Source organism: Micromonospora sp. WMMA1998 (genome assembly GCF_027497375.1).
GTDB lineage: Bacteria > Actinomycetota > Actinomycetes > Mycobacteriales > Micromonosporaceae > Micromonospora > Micromonospora sediminicola.
Window position 1 is genome coordinate 2,521,021 of sequence record NZ_CP114911.1, and the last position, 20,323, is coordinate 2,541,343.

Sequence of the window (20,323 nt, forward strand, 5' to 3'; positions counted from 1 at the left end):
GACCTGGTCGAGGTCACAGGATGACGGCCGTGGAGAGCGAACTTCGCAGCATCGGTGAGCTGGCCCGGGCCAGCGGGTTGACGATCAGCGCCCTGCGGTTCTACGACCGTTCCGGGGTGCTGACGCCGGCCCGGGTGGCCCCGGTGACCGGCTACCGCTGGTACACCGGCGACCAGGTGGCGCCGGCGCGCCTGGTGGCCGGGCTGCGGCGGGTCGGCATGCCGCTGGCCGGGATCGCCGAGGCGCTGCGGCACCGGCACCGGCCGGCCGAGGTGCACCGCCTGCTCGACGCGCACCTGCGGCGGCTGGAGGACGGCCTCACCGACGCGCGACGCGAGCTCTCCCGGATCCGTCGACTGATCGACCCGGAGGAGACCACCGTGACCACCCGACTCGTGCTGTCCCGCGCCGCCCTGTCCGAGGCGGTGGACGCCGTACGCTTCGCCGTCGGCGCCGATCCGGAGCTGCCGGCCCTGTCCGGCGTGCTGCTGGCGGTCGAGCCGGACGGCGTGCACCTGTCCGCCACCGACCGGTTCCGGATGGCCGTGGCCCGGGTCGACGCCACGGTCGACGGTCCGCCGGTGACCGCGCTGCTGCCGGTGGCCGCCGTCGACGAACTGCGCGCCGCGCTGGACACCGACGCCGGGCCGACCGTGGCGGCCGAGGTCGCCGCGGACCGGGTGACCGTCTCGGTCGGGGACCGGCCGGTGACCGCCGTCCCGCTGCCGTACGACTTCCCGGACGTCCGCCGGCTGCTGCGCGCGCGGGTCGGCGACGCGCCCGCGTACCGGATCCCGGTGGACGGCGCGGCGCTGCGCGCGGCGCTCACCGCGGCCGACGTCCCGGTCTGTCACCGGGCGCACGACGGGGTCGCGCACGAGGTGGTGGCCCTGGGCCTGGACGGCCGGGGCGAGCTGCGCCTGGTCGACCCGGAGGCCGCGCCGGTCGCGGACGGGTTGCGGGTCGGGGTGAACCGGGAGTACCTGCTCGACGCGCTGGACGCCGGCGGCGGGCAGCTCGTGCTGGAGCTGGACGGGCCGATCACCCCGCTGGCGGTGCGCCGGGCCGACGACGCGCACGCGTTCTCCGTCCTCATGCCCGTGCGCCTGTAGACCGGGCGGGCCCGGGCCGGCGGGGCCGCGACGGTAGCATCTGGGGGTCCCACCTGACTGCCTGGACGGAGGCGTACGAGCAGCATGCTCGACATGGAGTTGATCCGGAAGGATCGCGAGGCGGTGGCGACCGCGCTGGCGAAGCGTCTGGATCCCGCCGAGGTCACCCGGGCGCTGGACGACATCCAGCGGCTCGACCAGGAACGACGCGCGCTGATCACGGAGATAGACGCCGAGCGGCAGCGCCGCAAGGCCGAGGCGCGCGCGTACGCGGAGGCGAAGCGGTCCGGCACCACGCCGCAGCCGGTCGCCCCGGAGGCCGAGCGCAAGCAGCTCGCGGAGCTGGAGTCCCAGCTCGACGAGGTGCAGTCCCGGCTCCGCTCGGCGATGAGCGAGCTGCCCAACCTGCCCGCCGACGACGTGGTCGCCGGGGGCAAGGAGGCCAACCGGGTGGTGCGGACGTTCGGTGAGCCGCCGGCCATCGAGAAGGTGCGCGACCACGTGGAGCTGAGCCGCGCGCTCGGCCTGGTCGACCACGAGCGGGGCGTGAAGCTCGGCGGCTCGGGCTTCTGGATGTACACCGGCATGGGCGCCCGGCTGGAGTGGGCGCTGGTCAACTGGCTGATCGAGCAGAACATCCAGGCCGGCTACGAGTTCCTGCTCCCGCCGCACCTGCTGCTGGACACCGCCGGCTTCGCCGCCGGGCAGTTCCCGAAGTTCTACGACGACGTCTACCACCTGGACCGGCAGTCGGCCCCGCGCGGGCAGTTCCTGCTGCCCACGTCGGAGACGGCGATCCTCGGCGCCTACCAGGACGAGATCCTGGAGACGGGCCGGCTGCCGGTCAAGGCGTTCGCCTACACCCCGTGCTACCGCCGCGAGGCGGCCGGCTCGCACTCGGACGAGCGCGGCACGGTGCGCGGCCACCAGTTCAACAAGGTGGAGATCTTCCAGTTCACGCTGCCGGAGCAGGCGGGCGAGGCGCTGGAGGCGATGGTCGGGCACGTCGAGGGCCTGGTCGACAAGCTCGGTCTGCACTTCCAGACCAGCCTGCTCGCCGCCGGTGACGCGAGCGCCTCGATGAAGAAGACGCTCGACGTCGAGGTGTGGATGCCGAGCACCGGCAAGTACAAGGAGGTGTCGTCGGTCTCCTGGGCCGGCGACTACCAGGCCCGCCGGGCGGCCATCCGCTACCGCGAGCCGGGCGCGAAGCAGACCCGGTTCGTGCACACGCTCAACGGTTCGGCGCTGGCCACCAGCCGGCTGTTCCCGGCCATCCTGGAGCAGTGCCAGCAGCCCGACGGCTCGGTCGTGGTCCCCGAGGTGCTGCGCGACAAGCTCGGCACCGACCGCCTCACGCCGCGCTGACCCGCCCCCGCTCCCCCGCCGCCCCCACCTCTCCCCCGCGATCTTGCACTTTCGGCCCGCGGGAAGTCCGCTTCACCCCTTCCGCCCGGGCACCAACTGCAAGATCGCGGGAGGGGGAGCGGGAGCGGGAGCGGGGGGCGGGGGCGGGGGGTGAGGGTGGTTAGGAGGAGCAGGCTCAGGAGGGCCGTGAGGACGGCGGGGCCCAGAGTGTCGACGGCGCCCACCAGGGCCTGCTGCGCTCGGGCGGCGGTGCGGATCATCGGGTCGGTGAAGGCGTCGTGGCGGCCCCGGGCGAGGCGCACCTCGTACCAGCCGTACCAGGCGACGTAGCCGCCGGGCGAGCAGCAGTGCGCCGGTCATCCCCGGGCCAGCGTCTCGACCTGCCGGGTGAGCGACTCGCCGTCGAGGAAGCCCTGGTGGACCACCTTGCCGTCCCGGTCGAGGATGACGAACGTGCTCTGCTCGACCACCTTGAAGCGGCGCCACACCGCGCCGGCGCGGTCGTCGAGCTGCGGGGTGCCGGCCAGGTCGAACTCGGTGACGAACTCCCTCATCGCCTTCTGCTGACCGAGCCCGGCGACGCCGACGATCGGCACCGTGTCCCGGTAGGTCGGGGCGATCTCGGCGACGGTCCACGCCTGGCTGGCGCAGGTGGCGCACCAGGGGGCCCAGAACCAGAGCACCACCGGCCGCCCGGCCAGGGCGGCGGCGGAGAACGCCGTACCGTCGAGGGTCTTCGCGTCGAAAGCCAGCGTCTTCGGCACCCGGGCCGGCGCGGACGGCGACGGGGCGGTCGACGACGGGCCGGCCGGCGCGCTCGCGGCGGCGGCCGGCGCGGCGGCGGACGGGGCGGCCACCGCACCGACCGACGTGGTCCGCTCCGGGCCGACCGCGCAGGCCGCCGTGACGGTGAGCGTGGCGGCCAGCAGGGCGGCGGCCCCGAGACGACGAACGGTGTGTGCTGCCATCGACGCTCCTGACGTGGTCGTCACTCCGCCTTGACCAGCCGGAGCGCGAGTTCGGGACAGACCTTGACCGCCTTGAGCGCGCCCTCGCGCAGCCAGGTCGGCACCGGGGTGGCGGGGAAGGCGGGGAAGCCGTTGCCGTCGAGCCGGATGAAGTCCGGCACCACGTGCGCGCAGAGTCCGTGCCCGTCGCAGCGGGACCAGTCCAGGGTGAGCTTCTGCGGGTTGCCGTCGGGCGCGCCGGGCAGGCCCATCGTGCCCTTGACCCGTCTGCCGCAGCCCTCCCCGGTGGCGTGCAGCCGCAGGTCGTCGGCGAACACCTCCATGGCGGACAGTGCGAACCGGGCGGTGCCGTCCGGGTGGCTGCACGCGCCGCGCCCCTTCACGTCGCCGGCGGCGGCCCGGACCAGCTCGATCGGGGCGCTGCCGGAGACGGCGAGGTCGACGGAGCGGGCCAGGTCGGGCAGCCCCATCTTGCACGGGCCGCACTGCCCGGCGGACTCACCGGCCAGGTAGCGGACCACCTGGGCGGCCTCGCCGAGCGGGCAGGTGTCGGTGCCGAGCGGCACGATGATGCCGGCTCCGAGCGTGCCGCCCACCGCGGCCAGTCCCTTGCGGGAGACCTCGGCCCGCTCCGCCGCCTCGGCGGTGATCCACTTGCCGTGGTAGCCGCCCATCAGGATGCCCGGCCCGGGCGGCACCTCGCACAGGTCGAGGATCTCGCGCAGCGGGGTGCCGGCCGCGCACTCCACCACGGCCGGCCGCTTCGCCGACCCGGTGACGGTGAGCAGCACGGTGCCCGGCTCGTCGTCGGTGCCGAGCGCGGCGTACTCGTACGGGCCGATCCGGGCGGCGACCGCGAGCTGGGCGTACGTCTCGGCGTTGGAGAGCAGGGTGGGCAGCCCGCCGACGCCGGAGTCGCTGGAGCGCTTCTTGGTGCCGGGCGGGATGTGCGGCAGGCCGTTGATGCCGTTGACCAGCGCGCCGCCCTCACCGGAGATGAACCGGTGCGGCACGGTGACGATGGTGGTCGGCACCGGCATCCGCCGCTCCTGCAACGCCTCGGTGAGCGATGGCCGGCCCACGTCGTCGTCGGCCACCCCGATCACGATCTCGTCGGCGTCCAGCGCGAACGCGGCCAGCGCGGCGCCGTCCAGGACGAGGTGCGGGGCCCGGGTGAGCAGCACCTTGTCCTTCCAGCTGGCCGGCTCGCCCTCGCTGGCGTTGACCACCACCACGGCGGACAGGTCCTGCCGCTCGCAGGACTCCAGCACCGCGCGCAGCTTGCGGGCGAACGGGAAGCCCGCGCCGCCCTTGCCCTTGAGGTCGATCGCCTCGGCGAGCCGCAGCAGCGCCGCCGGCTCCATCGGACCGATCGGGCCGTGCACCTCCTCGTGGGCGAGCAGGTCGAGCCGGCCGAACTCGGCGAAGCCGGCGGTCAGGCGGGGTTCGCCGACGCAGGCGACCGGGGGAACGGTCGTCCGCATCATCGGGCCTCACCCCGCAGCCCGGCCCAGTAGGCGCCGTCGACCGCGTCCGCGTCGGCCCGCTTGCGCCGGCTGGAGCGGCTCTCCTTGGTGGCCCGCAGCGCCCGGCGGGAGGCCAGGTCGACAAGCGTGGGGGTGTCGTCGACAAACTCGTCGTCGGCGGCGTAGCGGGCCGGCGGCCGCCAGTAGTCCGGCTCCTCCGGCACGTCCTCCTCCTCGTCGCGGTAGCGCCGGCCGGAACCGCTGCGCGGCTCCGCGGTGACCGGGGTTCCGGAGATCGGTCCGGCCGAGATCGGCTCGCCGGAGACCGGGCGGCTCTCCCAGCGGCGCGGGCTGTCCCACGGCTCCTCCGCCTCGTCCGTCGGACGTGGCGGGGCCGAGTAGCGGGCCACCTCGGCGGGGGTGGCGTACCGGCTGCTGTCCGGCGGGGCCGAGTGGCGGCCGCCGGTGTCCGGCGGGGCGGAGTGCCGGCCGCCGCTCTCCGGCGGGGCCGAGTACTGCGCGACCATGTCCTCGTCGGCCCGGGACCGGCGGCTCACCCGCTCCTCGTCGTCCCGGCGGCGGCGACGGGACCGTTCCCCGTCCCGCCGGCCGACCGGCTCCAACTCCTCGGTGTTCCGCCGGACGGCGGGCACCCGCTCGGAGTCCCGGCCGCGGCGTACCGGCTCGCGCTCGTCGTCCCCGCGCCGCGAGGTGCGCCGCGCGACCGGGACCTCCTGCGTCCGGACGCGGCGTTCCGGCGCGTCCGTCTCCCCGCCGCGCCGCCGGGCGGCGGCCGCGCGCACCGGCTCGCGCAACGATCCGGGTTCCGGCACCACCGGTACGGCGAACCGCTCGGGGTCCCGCCGGCGGGCGGTGCCGGCCGGCGCGGTCCAGGTGGCGGTCGCCTCGGCCCAGCGGCCCCGGTCGGTGCCGCTCTCCTCCTTGTCAGCGGCCTTCTTGCGGCCGAGCGCGGCGAACACGCCGGTGCGCTCCTCGCCCTTGCCCGCCATCGCCTTGTTCAGCGCGGCGGCCTGGTGCTGCTCGCGGCTGCGTTTGCCGAGGTGGACGGAGAGGCGCACCAGCAGCGCCATCACCACGAGCAGCACACAGGCGAGGTAGCTGAGCACCACCCAACCGGCCGCCGTCCGGCCCGCGTTGAGCCCGTGCAGCAGCGCGAACGGCCAGGACACGTACGCCATCGAGTGCAGCGCCCGCCAGAACCACTTCGGACCGACGCCGGCGAACCGGACCCGGATCAGGCCGGTCCAGAGCACGCTGACCATCAGCATCGCGGCGACAGTGCCGAGCCCGACGTAGAGGCCGCTGCCGCCGACGAACGGCACCACCGCGTCGGTGGGCCCGGCCCGCCCGATCGCGATCTTGGTGATGACGTGGAAGAGCAGCCCGGCCACGCCGAGCACGCCGGTGGCCCGGTGCGCCGACTGGAGCAGCACCCGGTGTCGGATGAGCAGCACCAGCCGGTCGGTGGCGAGCAGCCCCAGCATCACGGTGAGGCTCAGTGAGACCAGGGCGACCACCCCGGCGAAGAACTCGGTGAAGAAGAATCCGTACGAGTACATGACGCCGCCGGCGCCGGCGAGCTCGACACCCGCCCACGCGAGGCCGAGCGCGGAGGCGGTCAGCGCCACCATCGCGGACTTCGACATGGTCCGGACACCACGGCTGGTGGTGGTGGTCCGGACGGTCGTCGCCTTCTCGTTCTGCTGTGCCCGGGCCATCTGCTCCTCGATCGTCTCGCGGCGGCGCCCCCACCGGCCGACCCTGCTCCCACCTCAGGTACGGAGCGACGCCCCGGACGGATCACCTCCGGTAAGGAATTTCTCGGTCGATTCCTCGAACCGTCCCGACCGGGCGCGCGTGTAGCACGGAACGCAACGACGGATGCCCATGCATTGACAGTCCTTGCAACACACTCGTAACCTTGCGGAAAATTTCAGCGTCGGTTGCAAGAAGCCGGCACTGACGCCCTCCCCAGGCTCCACTCCCCCGCACCCCCGCACCCCGCAGGAGTCCTGATGCATCGACGCCGATGCCGCGCCGCGGCCCTCGTCCTGGGCCTGGCCGCGAGCCTGCTCGTCCCGACCACAGTGGCGGCTCCCCCGGCCGCCGCCGCGACCCCCGGAAGCAAGAAGGTCATCGTCCAGCTCTTCGAGTGGAACTGGACCTCGGTGGCCAACGAGTGCACCAGCACGCTCGGCCCCAAGGGCTACGGCTACGTCCAGGTGTCCCCGCCGCAGGAGCACGTCAACAGCAGCCCGTGGTGGGTGTCCTACCAGCCGGTCAGCTACCGGATCGAGTCCCGCAAGGGCACCCGCGCCCAGTTCCAGTCCATGGTGAACACCTGCCACAACGCCGGCGTCAAGGTGATCGTCGACGCCGTGGTCAACCACATGTCCGGGCAGGAGAACGGCGGCACCGGCTGGGCCGGCACGTCGTACGGCCACTACACCTACCCGGGTGTCTACTCGTCGCAGGACTTCCACTACTGCGGCCGCAACGGCAACAACGACATCGCCAACTACAACGACCGGTACGAGGTGCAGAACTGCGAGCTGGTCAACCTCGCCGACCTCAAGACCGAGTCGGACTACGTCCGCACCCGGCTGGCCACGTACCTCAACGACCTGCTCTCGCTCGGCGTCGACGGGTTCCGGCTGGACGGCAGCAAGCACATGCCGGCCGCCGACATCGCGGCGATCAAGGCCAAGCTGTCCCGGCCGGCGTACCTGGTGCAGGAGGTCATCTACGGCGCGGGTGAGCCGGTCCAGCCGACCGAGTACACCGGCAACGGCGACGTGCACGAGTTCCGGTACGGCAAGGACCTGGCCCGGATGTTCAACAACGAGCGGCTGGCGTACCTGCGGAACTTCGGCGAGTCCTGGGGCTACCTGTCGAGCGCGAAGGCGGTGGTCTTCACGGACAACCACGACACCCAGCGCGAGGGCGGCGTGCTCACCTACCGCGACCGCGGCGAGTACGCCCTGGCCAACGCGTTCATGCTGGCCTGGCCGTACGGCACCCCGGCGGTGATGTCGAGCTTCACGTACTCCGGTCGGGACCAGGGTCCCCCGTCGGACGGCAGCAACAAGGTCACCAACACCACCTGCTACTCGGGCTGGGAGTGCGAGCACCGCTGGCCGGTCATCGCCAACATGGTGGGCTTCCGCAACGCCACCGAGGGCGCCGGCGTCACCAACTGGTACGACAACGGCTACCAGCACATCGCGTTCAGCCGGGCCGGCAAGGGCTACCTGACCCTCAACGACGAGGACTCCGCGATCAGCGGCCGGTCGTACTACACCGGCCTGCCGGCCGGGCGCTACTGCGACATCATCCACGGCACGTTCAGCAACGGCTCGTGCAGCGGACCGGTGATCACCGTGGACTCGGCGGGCTGGTTCGCGGCCACCGTCAACGCGCACGACGCGATCGCCATTCACGTGGGCGCGAAGCTGAGCTGACCTCACCCGGAAGCCCCCGTGCCGCACTTAGCGGTACGGGGGCTTCCGTTCGGTTACAGTCAGTTTCGTGCTGTTCGACCGGTTTACCGCGCGTTGGCCTCCCGGCTGGTTGCTCGCCGCGCTCGGCGTACCGCTGCTGCTGGTCGCCGCGCTGCTGGTGGGCCGTGCGCTCAGCGCCACCGCTCCGCCGCCCGCGCCGACCGTGGCCGGACCTCCGACGCCCCCGCCGGCCTCGCCGAGCCTGTCGCCGATGGAGTCCGTCCCGCCCGCCGCGCCCGCGCCCGCCGACCTGCCGGTGGTCACCTACGACCCGGCGCCCCGCGGTTTCCCGGCCGATCCGGCCCCGGCCGACACCAGCCCGCTCGGCGAAGGGCTGCGCCCGGACCGGAACGTGGCCGCCTACGACGCGCCCGGCGGTCGACCGCTGGCCTTCCTCGCCCCGACCATCAGCGGGGTCCGGCTGACCGTGCCGATCGTCGAACGCCGGGCCGGCTGGACCGCGGTGCTGCTCCCCTCGGCCAACCGCACCGTCGGCTGGCTGCCGTCCGGCGGCTGGACCACCGTGGCGCTGCGCGACCAGATCCTGGTGGAGCGCCGCACGCACCGGCTCACCTGGAACCGGGACGGGCGCGCGGTGCGCTCCTGGCCGGTCAGCCTCGGCATGTCCGGCCAGCTCACCCCGCTCGGTCGCACGTTCGTGCTGGGTCGCACCCCACCCCCGCAGGACGTCTACGGCGGCGTCGACATCTTCGCCCTCGGCGCGATCCCCGACGACCCGGACGCGGTGCCGACCGGGCTGCGCGGCGCCCACATCGGACTGCACAGCTGGTACAACGACGACACACTCGGCGAGAACGTCACCAACGGCTGCATCCGGCTGACCCGCAGCGCCCAGCGCCAGCTCCTCGCGGAACTGGAACCCGGCACCAGCCTCGTGGTCGTCGACCGCCTCCCCTGACCGCCCAGCCGTGCAAGGAAGGGCCCCTTCTTAACACTCCCCGTTAAGAAGGGGCCCTTCCTCTACCGGAGGCGTTAAGAGGGGGCCCTTCCTTCTACCCGAGCAGCCAGCCGTTGGCCTCGGCGACACGGACGGCGTCGGCGCGGTTGCGGGCGCCGGTCTTGCCGATGGCGGACGAGAGGTGGTTGCGGACCGTCCCCTCGGACAGGTGCAGCGTCGCGGCCAGCTCGGCCACCGTGCCACCGCCCCGGGCCGTGCGCAGCACCTCGGTCTCCCGCTCGGTGAGCGGACTCGACCCGCTGGCCAGCGTCTCGGCGGCCAGCGTCGGGTCGACCACCCGCAGGCCGGCGTGCACCCGGCGGACCGCATCGGCGAGCTGCCGGGCCGGGGTGTCCTTGACCACGAAGCCGTTCGCGCCCGCCTCCATCGCCCGGCGCAGGTAGCCGGGCCGACCGAACGTGGTCACCACAAGCACCCGGCAGGCGGGCAGCGCGTCGCGCAGCGCGGCCGCCGCGGCCACCCCGTCCAGGCCGGGCATCTCCACGTCGAGCAACGCCACGTCGGGGCGGGTCCGCAGCGCCTCCGGCACCACCTCGTCGCCCCGGCTCACCTCGGCCACCACGGTCAGGTCCGGCTCCAGCGACAGCAGCGCGGCCAGCGCGCCGCGCACCAGCGCCTGGTCGTCGGCGAGCAGCAGTCGGATCGCCCCGGTCACCCGCGCACCCCGTCCGGGTCCGCGGCGGGCACCGACACCCGGAGCAGGAAGCCGCGCCCGCCGGTCGACCGGGCCACCGTCACCGTCGCGTCCAGCCGGGCCGCCCGCTCCCGCAGCCCGACCAGCCCGTGCCCGGACCCGGCCGGTTCGCCGGCCGGTCCCCGACCGTCGTCGCGCACCTCCACCGCCGTCGGATCCACCCGGATCACGCAGCGCCGCGCGCCGCTGTGCCGCACCACGTTGGTCACCCCTTCCCGCACCGCCCAGCCGAACAGCTCGTCCCGGTCCGCCGACAGCGGCGGCACCTCCTCCGGCAGCTCCGCCGCCACGCCCGCGGCGGCCAGCGCCGACCGGGCGCCGGCCAGCTCGGACGCGAGGTCCACCCCGCGGTACGCCCCGACGGTGCCCCGCACGTCGGCCAGCGCCTCCCGGGCCAGCCGCTCCACGTCGGCGATCTCGGTCGCCGCCCGGGCCGGATCCAGCTCCAGCAGCCGGCCGGCCAGCTCGGCCTTGACCGCCACCACGGTCAGCGAGTGCCCGAGGATGTCGTGCAGGTCGCGGGCGGTGCGGGCGCGTTCCTCGGCGACCGCGAGCCGGTGGATCTCCCGCTGCGCGGCCTGGAGTTCGGCGTTGCGCTGGGCCAGCCGGCTCACCCCGAACATGGCGAACGAGGCGAGCAGCACCGCGAAGACGACGGTGCTCTCCGACTCCCAGCCGGGCACGAGACGCGAGGTCACCGGCGGCGTCGCCGCGGCCAGCGCCACCACGACCAGCGACTCCACCGGTGGCAGCAGGAACACCGCGGCGGCGGCCACGAAGACCAGCGTGGCCAGCCAGTCGCCGCCGGTGCCCGGGATGCCGACCAGGCCGAGCGCGAGCAGCAGCGCGATCAGCAGCCGGGCCCGTCCCGGCGGGACCGGGCGGTGCTGCTGCCGGCAGGCCCGGCCCCACTCGAAGATCAGCACGTACGCGACGCCGAAGGCGACCACCGAGGCGAGCCCGAGCAACCGCCGCCACAGCTCCGGCTGGTGCAGCGCGGTGACGAACGGGATGTTGAGGAAGAACAGCCAGACCGCCGCCAGGAGCCAGCCGGTGAACCGCCAGTGGCGGTTCGCCGGCCGGACCCGGTCGGGCGGCGACGTCACGCCGACCACGCTAGACCCCGCTCAGACCCGGGTGGTGTCCCGGCGGAACAGCCGGGCCGCGCCGAGGCCGAAGAACGCGGTCCAGGCGGCCACGTTGGCGACCGCCGCCCAGTCCACCCCGGTGCCGGTCAGCGGCGCGCGGGCGAGCTGACCGACCCCGTACACCGGGGTGAACGTGGCGATCTGCCGCATCACGTCGGGCAGCAGGTCGAGGGGAACGAACAGGCCACCCAGCATGGCCAGGATGGCCAGCGCCGGGCCCATGAACTGCATGACGTTCTCGGCCGGGGCGAGGTAGCCGACGAAGAGGCCGAACGCGGCGAAGACCAGCGAGCCGATCCAGGCGGTCAGGCCGGACTCCAGCCAGACGTGGGCCGGCAGCCGGACCCCGGAGGCGGCCCCGACGGCGAACTCCACCAGCACGCCGAGCAGGCCGAGCACCATCGCGGTGGCCACCTTCGTCGCCACGTACGCGGCCGGGCGCAGCGGGGTCAGCCGCAGCTGCCGGCTCCAGCCCAGCGCGCGCTCGGTGGCGACGGCGGCGCCGGCGCTGGTGGTGGCGACCATGGCCGCGTACACCGCCAGGCTGATCATGATCCAACCGGTGACCGGCAGGCCGTTGTCCAGCTTGTCGCCGCGCGAGGGCAGTCCGAACAGGAGGAAGAACACCGCCGGCATGACCAGGATGAACATCAGCGTGCGGCGGTTGCGCAGCACCCGGCGGATCTCGATTGCGAGCACCGGGGTGCAGAAGCCACCGAGCGCGGGGGGCCGGCGGTCGGCCCGGCGGGGCTCGGCGGTGGTGGGCGATGAGGTGGCGGTCATGGCGATGCTCCCGGGAAGGTCGGTGTCAGGCGGCGGCGGTGAGGGCGAGGAACGCGTCCTCGAGGTTGCGGGAGGTGATCTCCAGGTCCCAGGCGTCGGTCCGGGTCAGCAGGTGCCGGGCGACCACGTCGGAGTCCTCGCTGTGCACGAGGATCGCGTCGCCGCGTACCTCGACCGAGCGCACGCCGGGCAGCGCGGCGAGCGCGGCCTGGTCGGCGCCGGGCAGGGTGGCGCGCACCACCCGGCCGGCGGCCAGGTTCTTGATCTCCGCGGTGGTGCCGTCGGCCACCACCCGTCCCTGCCTAACCAGCACGATCCGGTCCGCGTACGCGTCGGCCTCGTCCAGGTAGTGGGTGGCGAACAGGACGGTTCGGCCGGAGCGGGCGTCGGCCCGGATCGCCCGCCAGAAGTCGCGCCGGCCCTCGACGTCCATGCCGGTGGTCGGCTCGTCCAGCACCATCAGGTCCGGGTCGGGCAGCAGCGCGAGGGCGAAGCGCAGCCGCTGCTGCTGGCCGCCGGAGCACTTCCCGACCGGCCGGTCGGCGATCTCGGCGATGCCGGCGCGCTCCAGCACCTCGGTCACCGGCCGGGTGTGGCCGTAGAAGTGCGCGGTCATGCGTACCGTCTCGGCGACCGTGAGGTCCTTGAGCAGGCCGCCGGTCTGCATCACGGCGGCGACGCGGCCGAGCCGGACGGCGTCGGCCGGGGTGCCGCCGAAGAGCCGGACGGTGCCCGCGTCCGGGCGGGCCAGCCCGAGCAGCATGTCCACGGTGGTGGTCTTGCCGGCGCCGTTCGGGCCGAGGAAGGCCACCACCTCACCGGGGGTGATCCGCAGGCTGAGCCCGTCGACGGCGGTCACCGGGCCGAAGGTCTTGGTGAGTCCGGCCAGTTCGACGGCCGGTGCGGTGTCGGTCATGTCCACGATGCTCCGGCCCGCGACGCACCGGACCCGGGAGCAGCCGTCACCTTCCGCCCGTGACATTTGTCAGGACCGCCCGGGCGGCGGGGCCGCCACCCGGGCGTGCCGGTCAGTGGGCGACGCCCTCGCGGGCGCGGCGGGGCAGCAGGAACGCGCCGGCGATCGTGACCAGCAGCAGGCCCAGCTCCGCGACGAGGGTGACCCGCACGGCGTGGCCGACCCCCGCGGTCGCGGCGTCGAAGAAGACGGTGCCGAGCAGGGCCACACCGAGCGCGCCGCCGAGCTGCTGGACAGCGGTGAGCGTGCCGGAGGCCGAGCCGGTCTCCTCCTCGTCCACCCCGGAGAGCACGATGTCGAAGAAGGGCGCCATCACCAGCCCCATCCCGAAGCCGACCGCGAGCAGCGCGGGCGTCAGCCGCCACGGGGTGACGTCGTCGCCTACCAGACGCAGGGTGAGCAGCATCCCGGCCACGCCGGCCACCACCACCCCCAGGCCGAGGTGGATCAGCCGCCGGCCGAGACGCCGCGCCAGGCCGGCGCCGGCCAGCACGAACGCGAGCACCATGCCGAGCGCCTGCGGGACCGAGGCCAGGCCGGTGCGCAGCGGTGACCAGCCCAGGCCGAGCTGGAGATAGAGGCTGAACACCAGCGAGAAGCCGGTCAGCGCGGTGAAGAACGCCAGGCCCGCGACCAGCCCACCGGTGAACGCGCGGCGGCGGAACAGCGTCGGCACGACCAGCGGGTCGCGGCCGGCGCGCTGTCGGGCCAGCTCGTAGCGGGCGAAGAGCGCGAGGACCAGGACCGCGCCGACCGGCATGGCCAGCGTCCACCAGGGCCAGCCCAGCTCCCGTCCCTGCACCAGTGGATACACCAGCAGCACCGCGCCGAGCGAGACGAGCAGGACGCCGGGCAGGTCGAGGCGGGTGGCCCGGGTGGCCCGGGACTCGGGCAGGAAGCAGAGCGCGCCGAGCGCGGCGAGCAGGCCGAGCGGCACGTTGATCAGGAAGATGGCTCGCCAGCCGGTGCCGGCCAGGTCGACGTCGACCAACCACCCGGCCAGGATCGGACCGCCGACCGCGGAGAGGCCCATCACCGGGCCGAAGGCGCCGAAGGCGGCGGCCAGCTCGTCGGCCGAGAACATCTCCTTGATCAGGCCGAGCCCCTGCGGGAGGAGCAGGGCGCCGAAGAGGCCCTGCACGACCCGGGCGGCGATCAGCGTGCCGGGGCCGGCGGCCAGCGCGCACAGGGCCGAGGCGGCGGTGAAGCCGAGCACCCCGACCAGGAACATCCGGCGCCGGCCGTACAGGTCGCCGAGCCGGCCGCCGGTGACCAGGCCGACGGCCATGGCCAGGGTGTAGCCGGCGCCGAGCCACTGGATGACGGCGGGCGAGCCGCCGAGGTCGGCCCGGATCGCCGGGCCGGCGAGGTTGGTGACCAGCACGTCGAGCAGGTCCATCACCTCGGCGCTGAGGATCACCGCGAGCGCGATCCAGCGCCAGCGGTGGCCGGTGGTGGACGCGCCCGCCCGCTCCGGCGTCACGGTTCCGGTGGTCATGGCTCCCCCGATCGAGTCGAACAGCGTTCGTTTTCGAACACCGTTCTAGCAACGAACGGCGTTCGCGGCAAGTACGATGTTCGAGTCCCGACCGTCGGAGGTGTCCGTGAGCGACCAGCCCGCCCCGCCGTGGCGTACCCGCGCCCGCAGCCGGCCGGCCCCCCGCCGGCCGCTCAGCCAGCAGGCGGTGGTGGACACCGCGCTCGCCCTGATCAACCGCGAGGGGCTGGGCGCGCTGAGCATGCGGCGGGTGGCCCAGGAGCTGGGCACCGGGCCCGCGTCGCTCTACGCCCACGTCTCCGGCAAGGAGGAACTGCTCGAACTGCTGGTCGACCGGGCCAGCGCCGACATCGTGGTCCCGGCGCCGGACCCGGCGCGGTGGGCCGAGCAGATCCGCGAGGTCGCCTGGCAGGCGTACCGGGTCTACGCCACCCACACCAACCTGGCCCTCGCCTCGCTCGCCACCATCCCCACCGGCCCGAACGCGCTACGCGTCACCGAGGGGATGCTGGAGATCCTGCTGGCCGGCGGCGTACCGCCCCAGCGGGCGGCCTGGTTCCTGGACCGGCTCTTCCTCTACATCGCCGGCGACGCCTACGAGGGCGCGCTGTACGCGGAGAAGGCCCGCGCCGCCGGGCAGGACCCGGCCACGTGGTGGGCGACCATGCACCGGCAGCTCCGGGCCTACTACCAGGGCCTGCCGGCGCCGACGTACCCGCGCATCCTGGGCCACCTGGACGAGCTGATGGCCGGCGGTGGGGACGAGCGCTTCGGCTTCGGCCTGGACCTGCTGATCGACGGGCTGGCCGCGACGGCGCCGGCCGGGAGTGAGGGCCACCGGGCCGGGTAACCCGCGGCATGGGTGTACCGACGGGACGGGTCGACACGATCGTGCTCATCCACGGGCTCTGGATGACCTCACGCAGCTGGGAGCACTGGGCCGAGCGCTACGCGGCGCGCGGCTTCCGGGTGCTCACCCCGGCCTGGCCCGGCATGGACCGGGAGCCGGCCGAGCTGCGCGCCGACCCCACCCCGATCGCCGGCCAACGGATCGCGGCCATCGTCGACCACTACGCGGCGATCATCCGCGAGCTGCCCCGCCCGCCGATCGTCATGGGTCACTCGTTCGGCGGCCTGATCGCCCAACTGCTGCTCGACCGCCGTCTCGGCGCGGCCGTCGTCGGCGTGCACCCCGCGCCGGTCAAGGGCGTGCTCAAGCTGCCGCTGAGCACGCTGCGCTCCGGCTTCTCGATCCTGCACAACCCGGCCAACCGCCACCGCGCGGTGCCGTTCACCGCCGAGGACTTCCGGTACGCCTTCGGCAACACGATCAGCCAGGACCAGTCCGACGCCGCCTGGGAGCGGTACGCCGTCCCCGGCGCCGGGCACGTGCTGTTCGAGGGTTCGTTCGCCAACCTGGACCCGCACTCGGCGACCGAGATCGACCGCACGCGCGACGACCGCGCCCCGCTCTTGATCACGGCCGGCGGCGAGGACCACGTCATCCCGCCGTCGCTGGCCGTCAGCCTGGCCAACCTCTACCGCAGCTCCACCGCGATCACCAGCTACCGGGAGTTCCCCGGCCGGTCACACTTCGTCGGCGGCGAACCGGGCTGGGAGGAGGAGGCCGACTTCGCGCTGGAGTGGGCGGTGGAGGCGGCGAACGAGTTCTCCCCGACCGTGGTCAGCGAGGCACCCCGACGCTGACAACCTGCCCCCACCGGGCAGTCCTCAGGTCCACGAGTCGGAGATGTCGAGGATCTCCAGGTCGGGTGGGGCCGCCGAGGCCACCGTCCGGGCGTCCCGGGTGACCAGGTAGCAGCGGTAGAGGACGGCCGTGGCCACGGCGTGAGCCACGTCGAGGGGCACCTTGCAGCTCGCCGCTATCCGGGCAACCCGGCGGCTGGTCGGGCCGTCGTACACCGCGATCCCGATGTCCCGGTCGCCGTCCAGGAGCAGGTCCAGCAGGTCGGTCGCCGGCGACCCGGCGAGCCGGAGCTGCGCCTCCCCCAGGCAGAGCGCCGGGATCCACACCGCCTGCTCCGGGTCCTCCTGCGCGAGGGCGAGCAGCGCGCCGGGCTCGACACTGTCGCCCGAGGCGTACGCGAGCAGGGCGGAGGTGTCCAGGACGAGCCCGTTCACGCCGCTGCCGCCCCCTCGTCGTCGCCGAACTGGCGCAGCCACTGCATGTTCCGGTCGTGCCGCTCATCGGTGATCGGTGGCTGTTCCGCGAGGCGACGCCGTGCGCGCTCGACGTCCTCGTCGGTCACCACGTAACCGTGCTCGGCCCAACGTGCCCGCAACCCGTCCGCCCGCATCTTCCTCCGCAGGACGTCCGCGATGAACCCGGATGTCGTCCCCTGCGACCGCTCGACGTACTCGGCGACGTCGTCGGGCAGGCTGATGGTGATGCGCCGCGTCATACTCTCACCATAGCTGACGCATACTCTCTCCCCCGGTACGGCGCGCGGTGGCGTTCGGCCCTGGTGTGGGGGTGCCCGCGCCGGGTATGACAGGGATATGAGGGCGAGTTTCCGGCTCGGCCGGATCGCGGGCGTACCCGTCGGCGTCAACTGGAGCGTCCTGGTGATCTTCGTGCTGATCGCCTGGTCGCTGTCGGCGAGCCTGTTCCCGCGCTCGTACCCGGGAAATTCGACGCTCGCCTACGTCGCCGCCGGCCTGGCCGCCGCGGTGGTCTTCTTCCTCGGCCTGCTCGCCCACGAGGTGTCGCACGCGGTGGTGGCCAAGCGCAACGGCATCGAGGTCGAGGGGATCACGCTCTGGCTCTTCGGCGGCGTCGCCGAGTTGAAGGGCGAGGCGAAGGACCCGGGCGCCGAGCTGCGGATCGCCGGCGTCGGGCCCCTGGTCAGCCTGATCATCGGCGTGGTGTTCGGCACGATCGCGGTGGCCGTCGCGGCGGCCGGCGGGGGCGGGTTGCTGCTCGGCGCGCTGTCCTGGCTGGCCGGCATCAACGTGCTGCTGGCGATCTTCAACGTGCTGCCGGCCGCGCCGCTGGACGGCGGGCGGCTGCTGCGCGCCGCGGTGTGGAAGGCCACCGGCGACCGGACCCGGGCCTCGGTGGTGGCCGCCCGGGCCGGGTGGGTGCTGGGCATCCTGCTGATCGGCCTCGGGCTGTGGCGGTTCCTGGTAGGCGCCGGGTTCGGCGGGCTCTGGCTGGCGCTGATCGGTTGGTTCCTGATCGGCGCCGCCGGCCAGGAGGAGCGCGCCGCCCGGATGGGCGACGCGCTGCGCGGCATCCGGGTCGGCGACGTGATGACACCGCAGCCGCAGACCGCGTCCGGCGATTTGACCGTGGCCGACTTCGTCGACCACTACCTCTTCGCGTACCGGCACTCGACGCTCCCGCTGACCGCCGACGGCCGGCCGGTCGGCCTGGTCACGCTCGACCGGGTACGCGGCATCGCGGCGGACCGCCGCGCCTCCACCACGCTGGCCGAGGTGTCCTGCCGGGCCGACGAGCTGGTGCTCTCCCGCCCCGACGAGCAGCTCAACGACCTGCTCCCCCGGCTCAACGAGTGCACCGACGGCCGGGCGTTGGTGGTGGTCGACGACCGGCTGGTCGGGATCGTCTCGCCCAGCGACATCAGCCGCGCCGTGCAGCGCGGCAGCCTGCGCCAGCAGATGCCCGCCGGGCGCTGACCGCATGAGTGACCGCACCGAGCGAAGCGAGGGCCGGGAGCGCATGCCCAGCCAGCGCCGTCAGTCGCGGGGGAAGTAGACGTCCATCTCCGGGGTGCGGAACTTCCCGGCCGGGTCGAACTCGCGCAGCAGGGCCCGGAAGTCGCCGTGCCGGGGGTACGCGGGCGCCGGATCGCGATCGAAGAGCTTGCCCCAGTGCGGGCGCGGCGCGTACGGGGCGAGCCGCTGCTCCACCTCGGCCAGCACCGGCGCCACCGCCACCGGGTCACCGACCCAGGTGAAGTGCAGCGCCAGCGTGTCCCGCCGGAAGTTCGGGCTCAGCCACAGCTCGTCGGGGGCCACCGTCCGCAGCTCGCAGACCTGGAGCACGGCGGCGATCCGCCCGGCGACCGGGTCGAGCGCGGCGAGCGCCGCCGCCGCGTCGGCGCGGGCCACGTGCCACTCGGACTGCAACTCGTCCCCGCTACTCGGGGTGAAGCCGAGCCGGAAGTGCGGCAGGCGCTCGTGCCACGGCCCGGCCTCGCCGAGCTGGGCGGTGCAGTGCTCCGGCGACATGCCGGGCACCGGGTGCCGGGGCGTGCCGGCGGCCACCGTGTCCAGCCAGTCGGCCGAGGGCGGCGCCTGGTCGGCGTCCTGCTTGATCCACACCTGGTCGAAGCGGTCCGACCGCCACCCGGTGAAGACGCTGACGCTGTACGCGGCGTCGAGCGCCTCGTCCAGGGCAGCGCGGGGCAGGCCGAGCCGCACGTACTGCCGCACCGCGAACGTGGGCACCACGTCGAGGGTGAGCCGGGTGACCACGCCCAGCGCGCCCAGGTTGACCACCAGCCCGGCGAACCTCGGGTCGGTACGGTCGACGGTGAGCAGGTCACCGTCGGCGGTGACCAGCTCCAGCGCGGCCACGGCGGTGGCCAGGTTGCCGTTCGCCGGGCCGGATCCGTGGGTGGCGGTGGCGACCGAGCCGGCCACCGAGATGTGCGGGAGCGAGGCGAGGTTGCGCAGCGCGTACCCCTGGTCGTGGAGCGCGGTGGCCAGGTCGCCGTAGCGCACGCCGGCGGCGACCGTGACGGTGCGCCGGTCGGGGTCGAGCGCGACGGTGGGCGGCAGCCCGGCGAGCGTGATCTGCGTGCCGGCGGTGTCGCCGAGCCGGTTGAACGAGTGGCCGGTGCCGACGGCCCGGACCCGGTCCGCCCCGGCGACCAGCCGGCGCACCTCGTCCACCGAGGTCGGCCGGTGCCGGTCCCGCGCCGACCAGCGGACGTTCCCGGCCCAGTTGGTGTCGGTCATGGGCTGCATCATGCGCCATCCGGCGCGGACAGGGTTGCTCCGGGGGCCGAGCGGGAATCCTGGGCGGATGAGCAGCTACCGCGACCCGAGCCTCCGCGGCGACGTGTACCCGTCGGAGGAGGAGATCGATCCGACCGGGGTGGACCCCGACCTCACCGGTGCGGCGCCCGACGCGACCGCGCCGGCCCCGGCGCCGACGCCGGAGCCCGAGCCGGACCCGGTGCCCCGGCCGGGCCCGCCGCCGCGCTCCGGGCAGGGACGGTCGATCGTGACCCGGCACCTGGACGGATCCGTCGAGGTGGTGACCGACCTCGACGGCGACGGCGTGGCCGACGTGGTGCAGGTCGACCTGGACGGCGACGGTGTCCCGGACGTCACGTACCTGGACAGCGACCGGGACGGCCGGCTCGACACGGTGCGGCGGGCGACGGCCGGCTGACCCGGCCCGGCCGACCACGGCCCGCCCAAGGTGCGACGCCAGGCCGTCCCGGCGTGCTCCGGACCCGCCCCGATCCGCCCTGCCCCGGCCATGGCCTGGTCCCTGCCCCGGCCATGCCCGGTCCTGCCTCGGCCCGGTCCTGCCCTGCCCGGTCCTGCCCTGCCCGGTCCTGCCCTGCCCGGTCCTGCCCAGTCCTGCCCGGTCCGGTCCTAACCCCAGCCCGGCCCCAGCCCGGCCCGCCCTCGGTCCCGGCCATCGGTTCCGGCCATCGGTTCCGGGCCCGGGCCCGGTCCCCGGCCATCGGTTCCGGCGCGGGTCGTCCGGCATCCCGCTTCCGCCCCGCCCTCAGGCGCGTCCGGCGGGCCGGCGTCCGTCGGTCCCATCAGGCACCCGCCCCGGTCGCAGGGCCGTCCCGCGCCGCCCC

The 20,323-nt window shown here is 74.2% G+C and carries 19 protein-coding genes; 8 read left to right on the forward strand and 11 right to left on the reverse strand.

Annotated features, from left to right (window positions below; translation table 11 throughout):
* Nucleotides 1-20 precede the first annotated feature (20 nt).
* A complete protein-coding gene (locus tag O7600_RS11005) occupies nucleotides 21-1,112 on the forward strand; it encodes a MerR family transcriptional regulator (protein ID WP_281593498.1) in 1,092 nt (363 codons plus the stop codon).
* An 84-nt stretch (nucleotides 1,113-1,196) separates the two neighbouring features.
* Entirely contained in the window at nucleotides 1,197-2,480 is a 1,284-nt protein-coding gene (gene serS, locus O7600_RS11010; RefSeq protein ID WP_099164115.1) for a serine--tRNA ligase, read from the forward strand.
* Nucleotides 2,481-2,836: 356 nt separating this feature from the next.
* Here serS and O7600_RS11015 read toward each other — a convergent pair whose 3' ends face one another.
* The 3 genes from O7600_RS11015 to O7600_RS11025 are packed head-to-tail and all read right to left on the reverse strand — an operon-like array spanning nucleotide 2,837 to nucleotide 6,653.
* Nucleotides 2,837-3,448, reverse strand: coding sequence for a redoxin domain-containing protein (locus tag O7600_RS11015; RefSeq protein WP_281593499.1), 612 nt, complete (start codon nucleotides 3,446-3,448; stop codon nucleotides 2,837-2,839).
* A 20-nt stretch (nucleotides 3,449-3,468) separates the two neighbouring features.
* Nucleotides 3,469-4,935 carry an NADH-quinone oxidoreductase subunit NuoF family protein gene (locus O7600_RS11020; RefSeq protein ID WP_281593500.1) on the reverse strand — a complete coding sequence of 489 codons (1,467 nt, stop codon included), beginning with the start codon at nucleotides 4,933-4,935 and terminating at the stop codon, nucleotides 3,469-3,471.
* Entirely contained in the window at nucleotides 4,932-6,653 is a 1,722-nt protein-coding gene (locus O7600_RS11025) for a ferric reductase-like transmembrane domain-containing protein (RefSeq protein WP_281593501.1), read from the reverse strand. Before O7600_RS11025 ends, O7600_RS11020 begins: the two co-directional genes overlap by 4 nt.
* Nucleotides 6,654-6,950: 297 nt before the next feature.
* Between O7600_RS11025 and O7600_RS11030 the strand changes: the two genes are divergently transcribed.
* Both O7600_RS11030 and O7600_RS11035 read left to right on the forward strand, forming a co-directional pair.
* Complete coding sequence (locus tag O7600_RS11030) at nucleotides 6,951-8,396, forward strand: alpha-amylase family glycosyl hydrolase (protein ID WP_281593502.1); 1,446 nt, start codon at nucleotides 6,951-6,953, stop codon at nucleotides 8,394-8,396.
* Nucleotides 8,397-8,463: 67 nt separating this feature from the next.
* Nucleotides 8,464-9,354, forward strand: coding sequence for a L,D-transpeptidase (locus tag O7600_RS11035; RefSeq protein ID WP_281593503.1), 891 nt, complete (start codon nucleotides 8,464-8,466; stop codon nucleotides 9,352-9,354).
* A 94-nt stretch (nucleotides 9,355-9,448) separates the two neighbouring features.
* On the opposite strand, the gene O7600_RS11040 is transcribed toward O7600_RS11035, so the two are convergent.
* The 5 genes from O7600_RS11040 to O7600_RS11060 all read right to left on the reverse strand — a co-directional run bounded on the left by O7600_RS11040 (nucleotide 9,449) and on the right by O7600_RS11060 (nucleotide 14,513).
* The gene (locus O7600_RS11040; protein ID WP_281593504.1) at nucleotides 9,449-10,069 is read right to left on the reverse strand and encodes a response regulator transcription factor; all 621 of its coding nucleotides are present in this window, start codon (nucleotides 10,067-10,069) and stop codon (nucleotides 9,449-9,451) included.
* The gene (locus O7600_RS11045) at nucleotides 10,066-11,214 is read right to left on the reverse strand and encodes a sensor histidine kinase (protein ID WP_281593505.1); all 1,149 of its coding nucleotides are present in this window, start codon (nucleotides 11,212-11,214) and stop codon (nucleotides 10,066-10,068) included. Before O7600_RS11045 ends, O7600_RS11040 begins: the two co-directional genes overlap by 4 nt.
* A gap of 21 nt (nucleotides 11,215-11,235) precedes the next feature.
* Nucleotides 11,236-12,039: an ABC transporter permease gene (locus O7600_RS11050; protein ID WP_281593506.1), complete on the reverse strand. Its 804-nt coding sequence runs from the start codon at nucleotides 12,037-12,039 to the stop codon at nucleotides 11,236-11,238.
* Between the two features lie 25 nt (nucleotides 12,040-12,064).
* Nucleotides 12,065-12,955 (reverse strand): ABC transporter ATP-binding protein, encoded by an 891-nt coding sequence (locus O7600_RS11055; protein WP_281593507.1) that lies wholly within the window; start codon nucleotides 12,953-12,955, stop codon nucleotides 12,065-12,067.
* A gap of 112 nt (nucleotides 12,956-13,067) precedes the next feature.
* Nucleotides 13,068-14,513, reverse strand: coding sequence for an MFS transporter (locus tag O7600_RS11060; protein ID WP_281593508.1), 1,446 nt, complete (start codon nucleotides 14,511-14,513; stop codon nucleotides 13,068-13,070).
* Between the two features lie 106 nt (nucleotides 14,514-14,619).
* On the opposite strand from O7600_RS11060, the gene O7600_RS11065 reads away from it, so the two are divergent.
* Together O7600_RS11065 and O7600_RS11070 are read left to right on the forward strand one after the other, a co-directional pair.
* On the forward strand, nucleotides 14,620-15,363 hold the full coding sequence (locus O7600_RS11065; protein ID WP_281593509.1) for a TetR/AcrR family transcriptional regulator: 744 nt from the start codon (nucleotides 14,620-14,622) through the stop codon (nucleotides 15,361-15,363).
* Nucleotides 15,364-15,371: 8 nt separating this feature from the next.
* A complete protein-coding gene (locus O7600_RS11070; protein ID WP_281593510.1) occupies nucleotides 15,372-16,220 on the forward strand; it encodes an alpha/beta fold hydrolase in 849 nt (282 codons plus the stop codon).
* Nucleotides 16,221-16,244: 24 nt separating this feature from the next.
* On the opposite strand, the gene O7600_RS11075 is transcribed toward O7600_RS11070, so the two are convergent.
* Complete coding sequence (locus O7600_RS11075; RefSeq protein ID WP_281593511.1) at nucleotides 16,245-16,655, reverse strand: PIN domain-containing protein; 411 nt, start codon at nucleotides 16,653-16,655, stop codon at nucleotides 16,245-16,247.
* Complete coding sequence (locus tag O7600_RS11080) at nucleotides 16,652-16,936, reverse strand: hypothetical protein (protein ID WP_281593512.1); 285 nt, start codon at nucleotides 16,934-16,936, stop codon at nucleotides 16,652-16,654. Before O7600_RS11080 ends, O7600_RS11075 begins: the two co-directional genes overlap by 4 nt.
* 97 nt (nucleotides 16,937-17,033) lie before the next feature.
* On the opposite strand from O7600_RS11080, the gene O7600_RS11085 reads away from it, so the two are divergent.
* Nucleotides 17,034-18,173, forward strand: a complete 1,140-nt coding sequence (locus tag O7600_RS11085) for a site-2 protease family protein (RefSeq protein WP_281593513.1) — start codon at nucleotides 17,034-17,036, stop codon at nucleotides 18,171-18,173.
* 60 nt (nucleotides 18,174-18,233) lie between these two features.
* Here the strand turns inward: O7600_RS11085 and O7600_RS11090 are convergent, their stop codons facing one another.
* The gene (locus tag O7600_RS11090) at nucleotides 18,234-19,460 is read right to left on the reverse strand and encodes an FAD-binding protein (protein ID WP_281593514.1); all 1,227 of its coding nucleotides are present in this window, start codon (nucleotides 19,458-19,460) and stop codon (nucleotides 18,234-18,236) included.
* Between the two features lie 67 nt (nucleotides 19,461-19,527).
* Here O7600_RS11090 and O7600_RS11095 point away from each other — a divergent pair, with 67 nt between their 5' ends.
* The gene (locus O7600_RS11095) at nucleotides 19,528-19,899 is read left to right on the forward strand and encodes a hypothetical protein (RefSeq protein ID WP_281593515.1); all 372 of its coding nucleotides are present in this window, start codon (nucleotides 19,528-19,530) and stop codon (nucleotides 19,897-19,899) included.
* The last annotated feature ends 424 nt before the right edge of the window (nucleotides 19,900-20,323 follow it).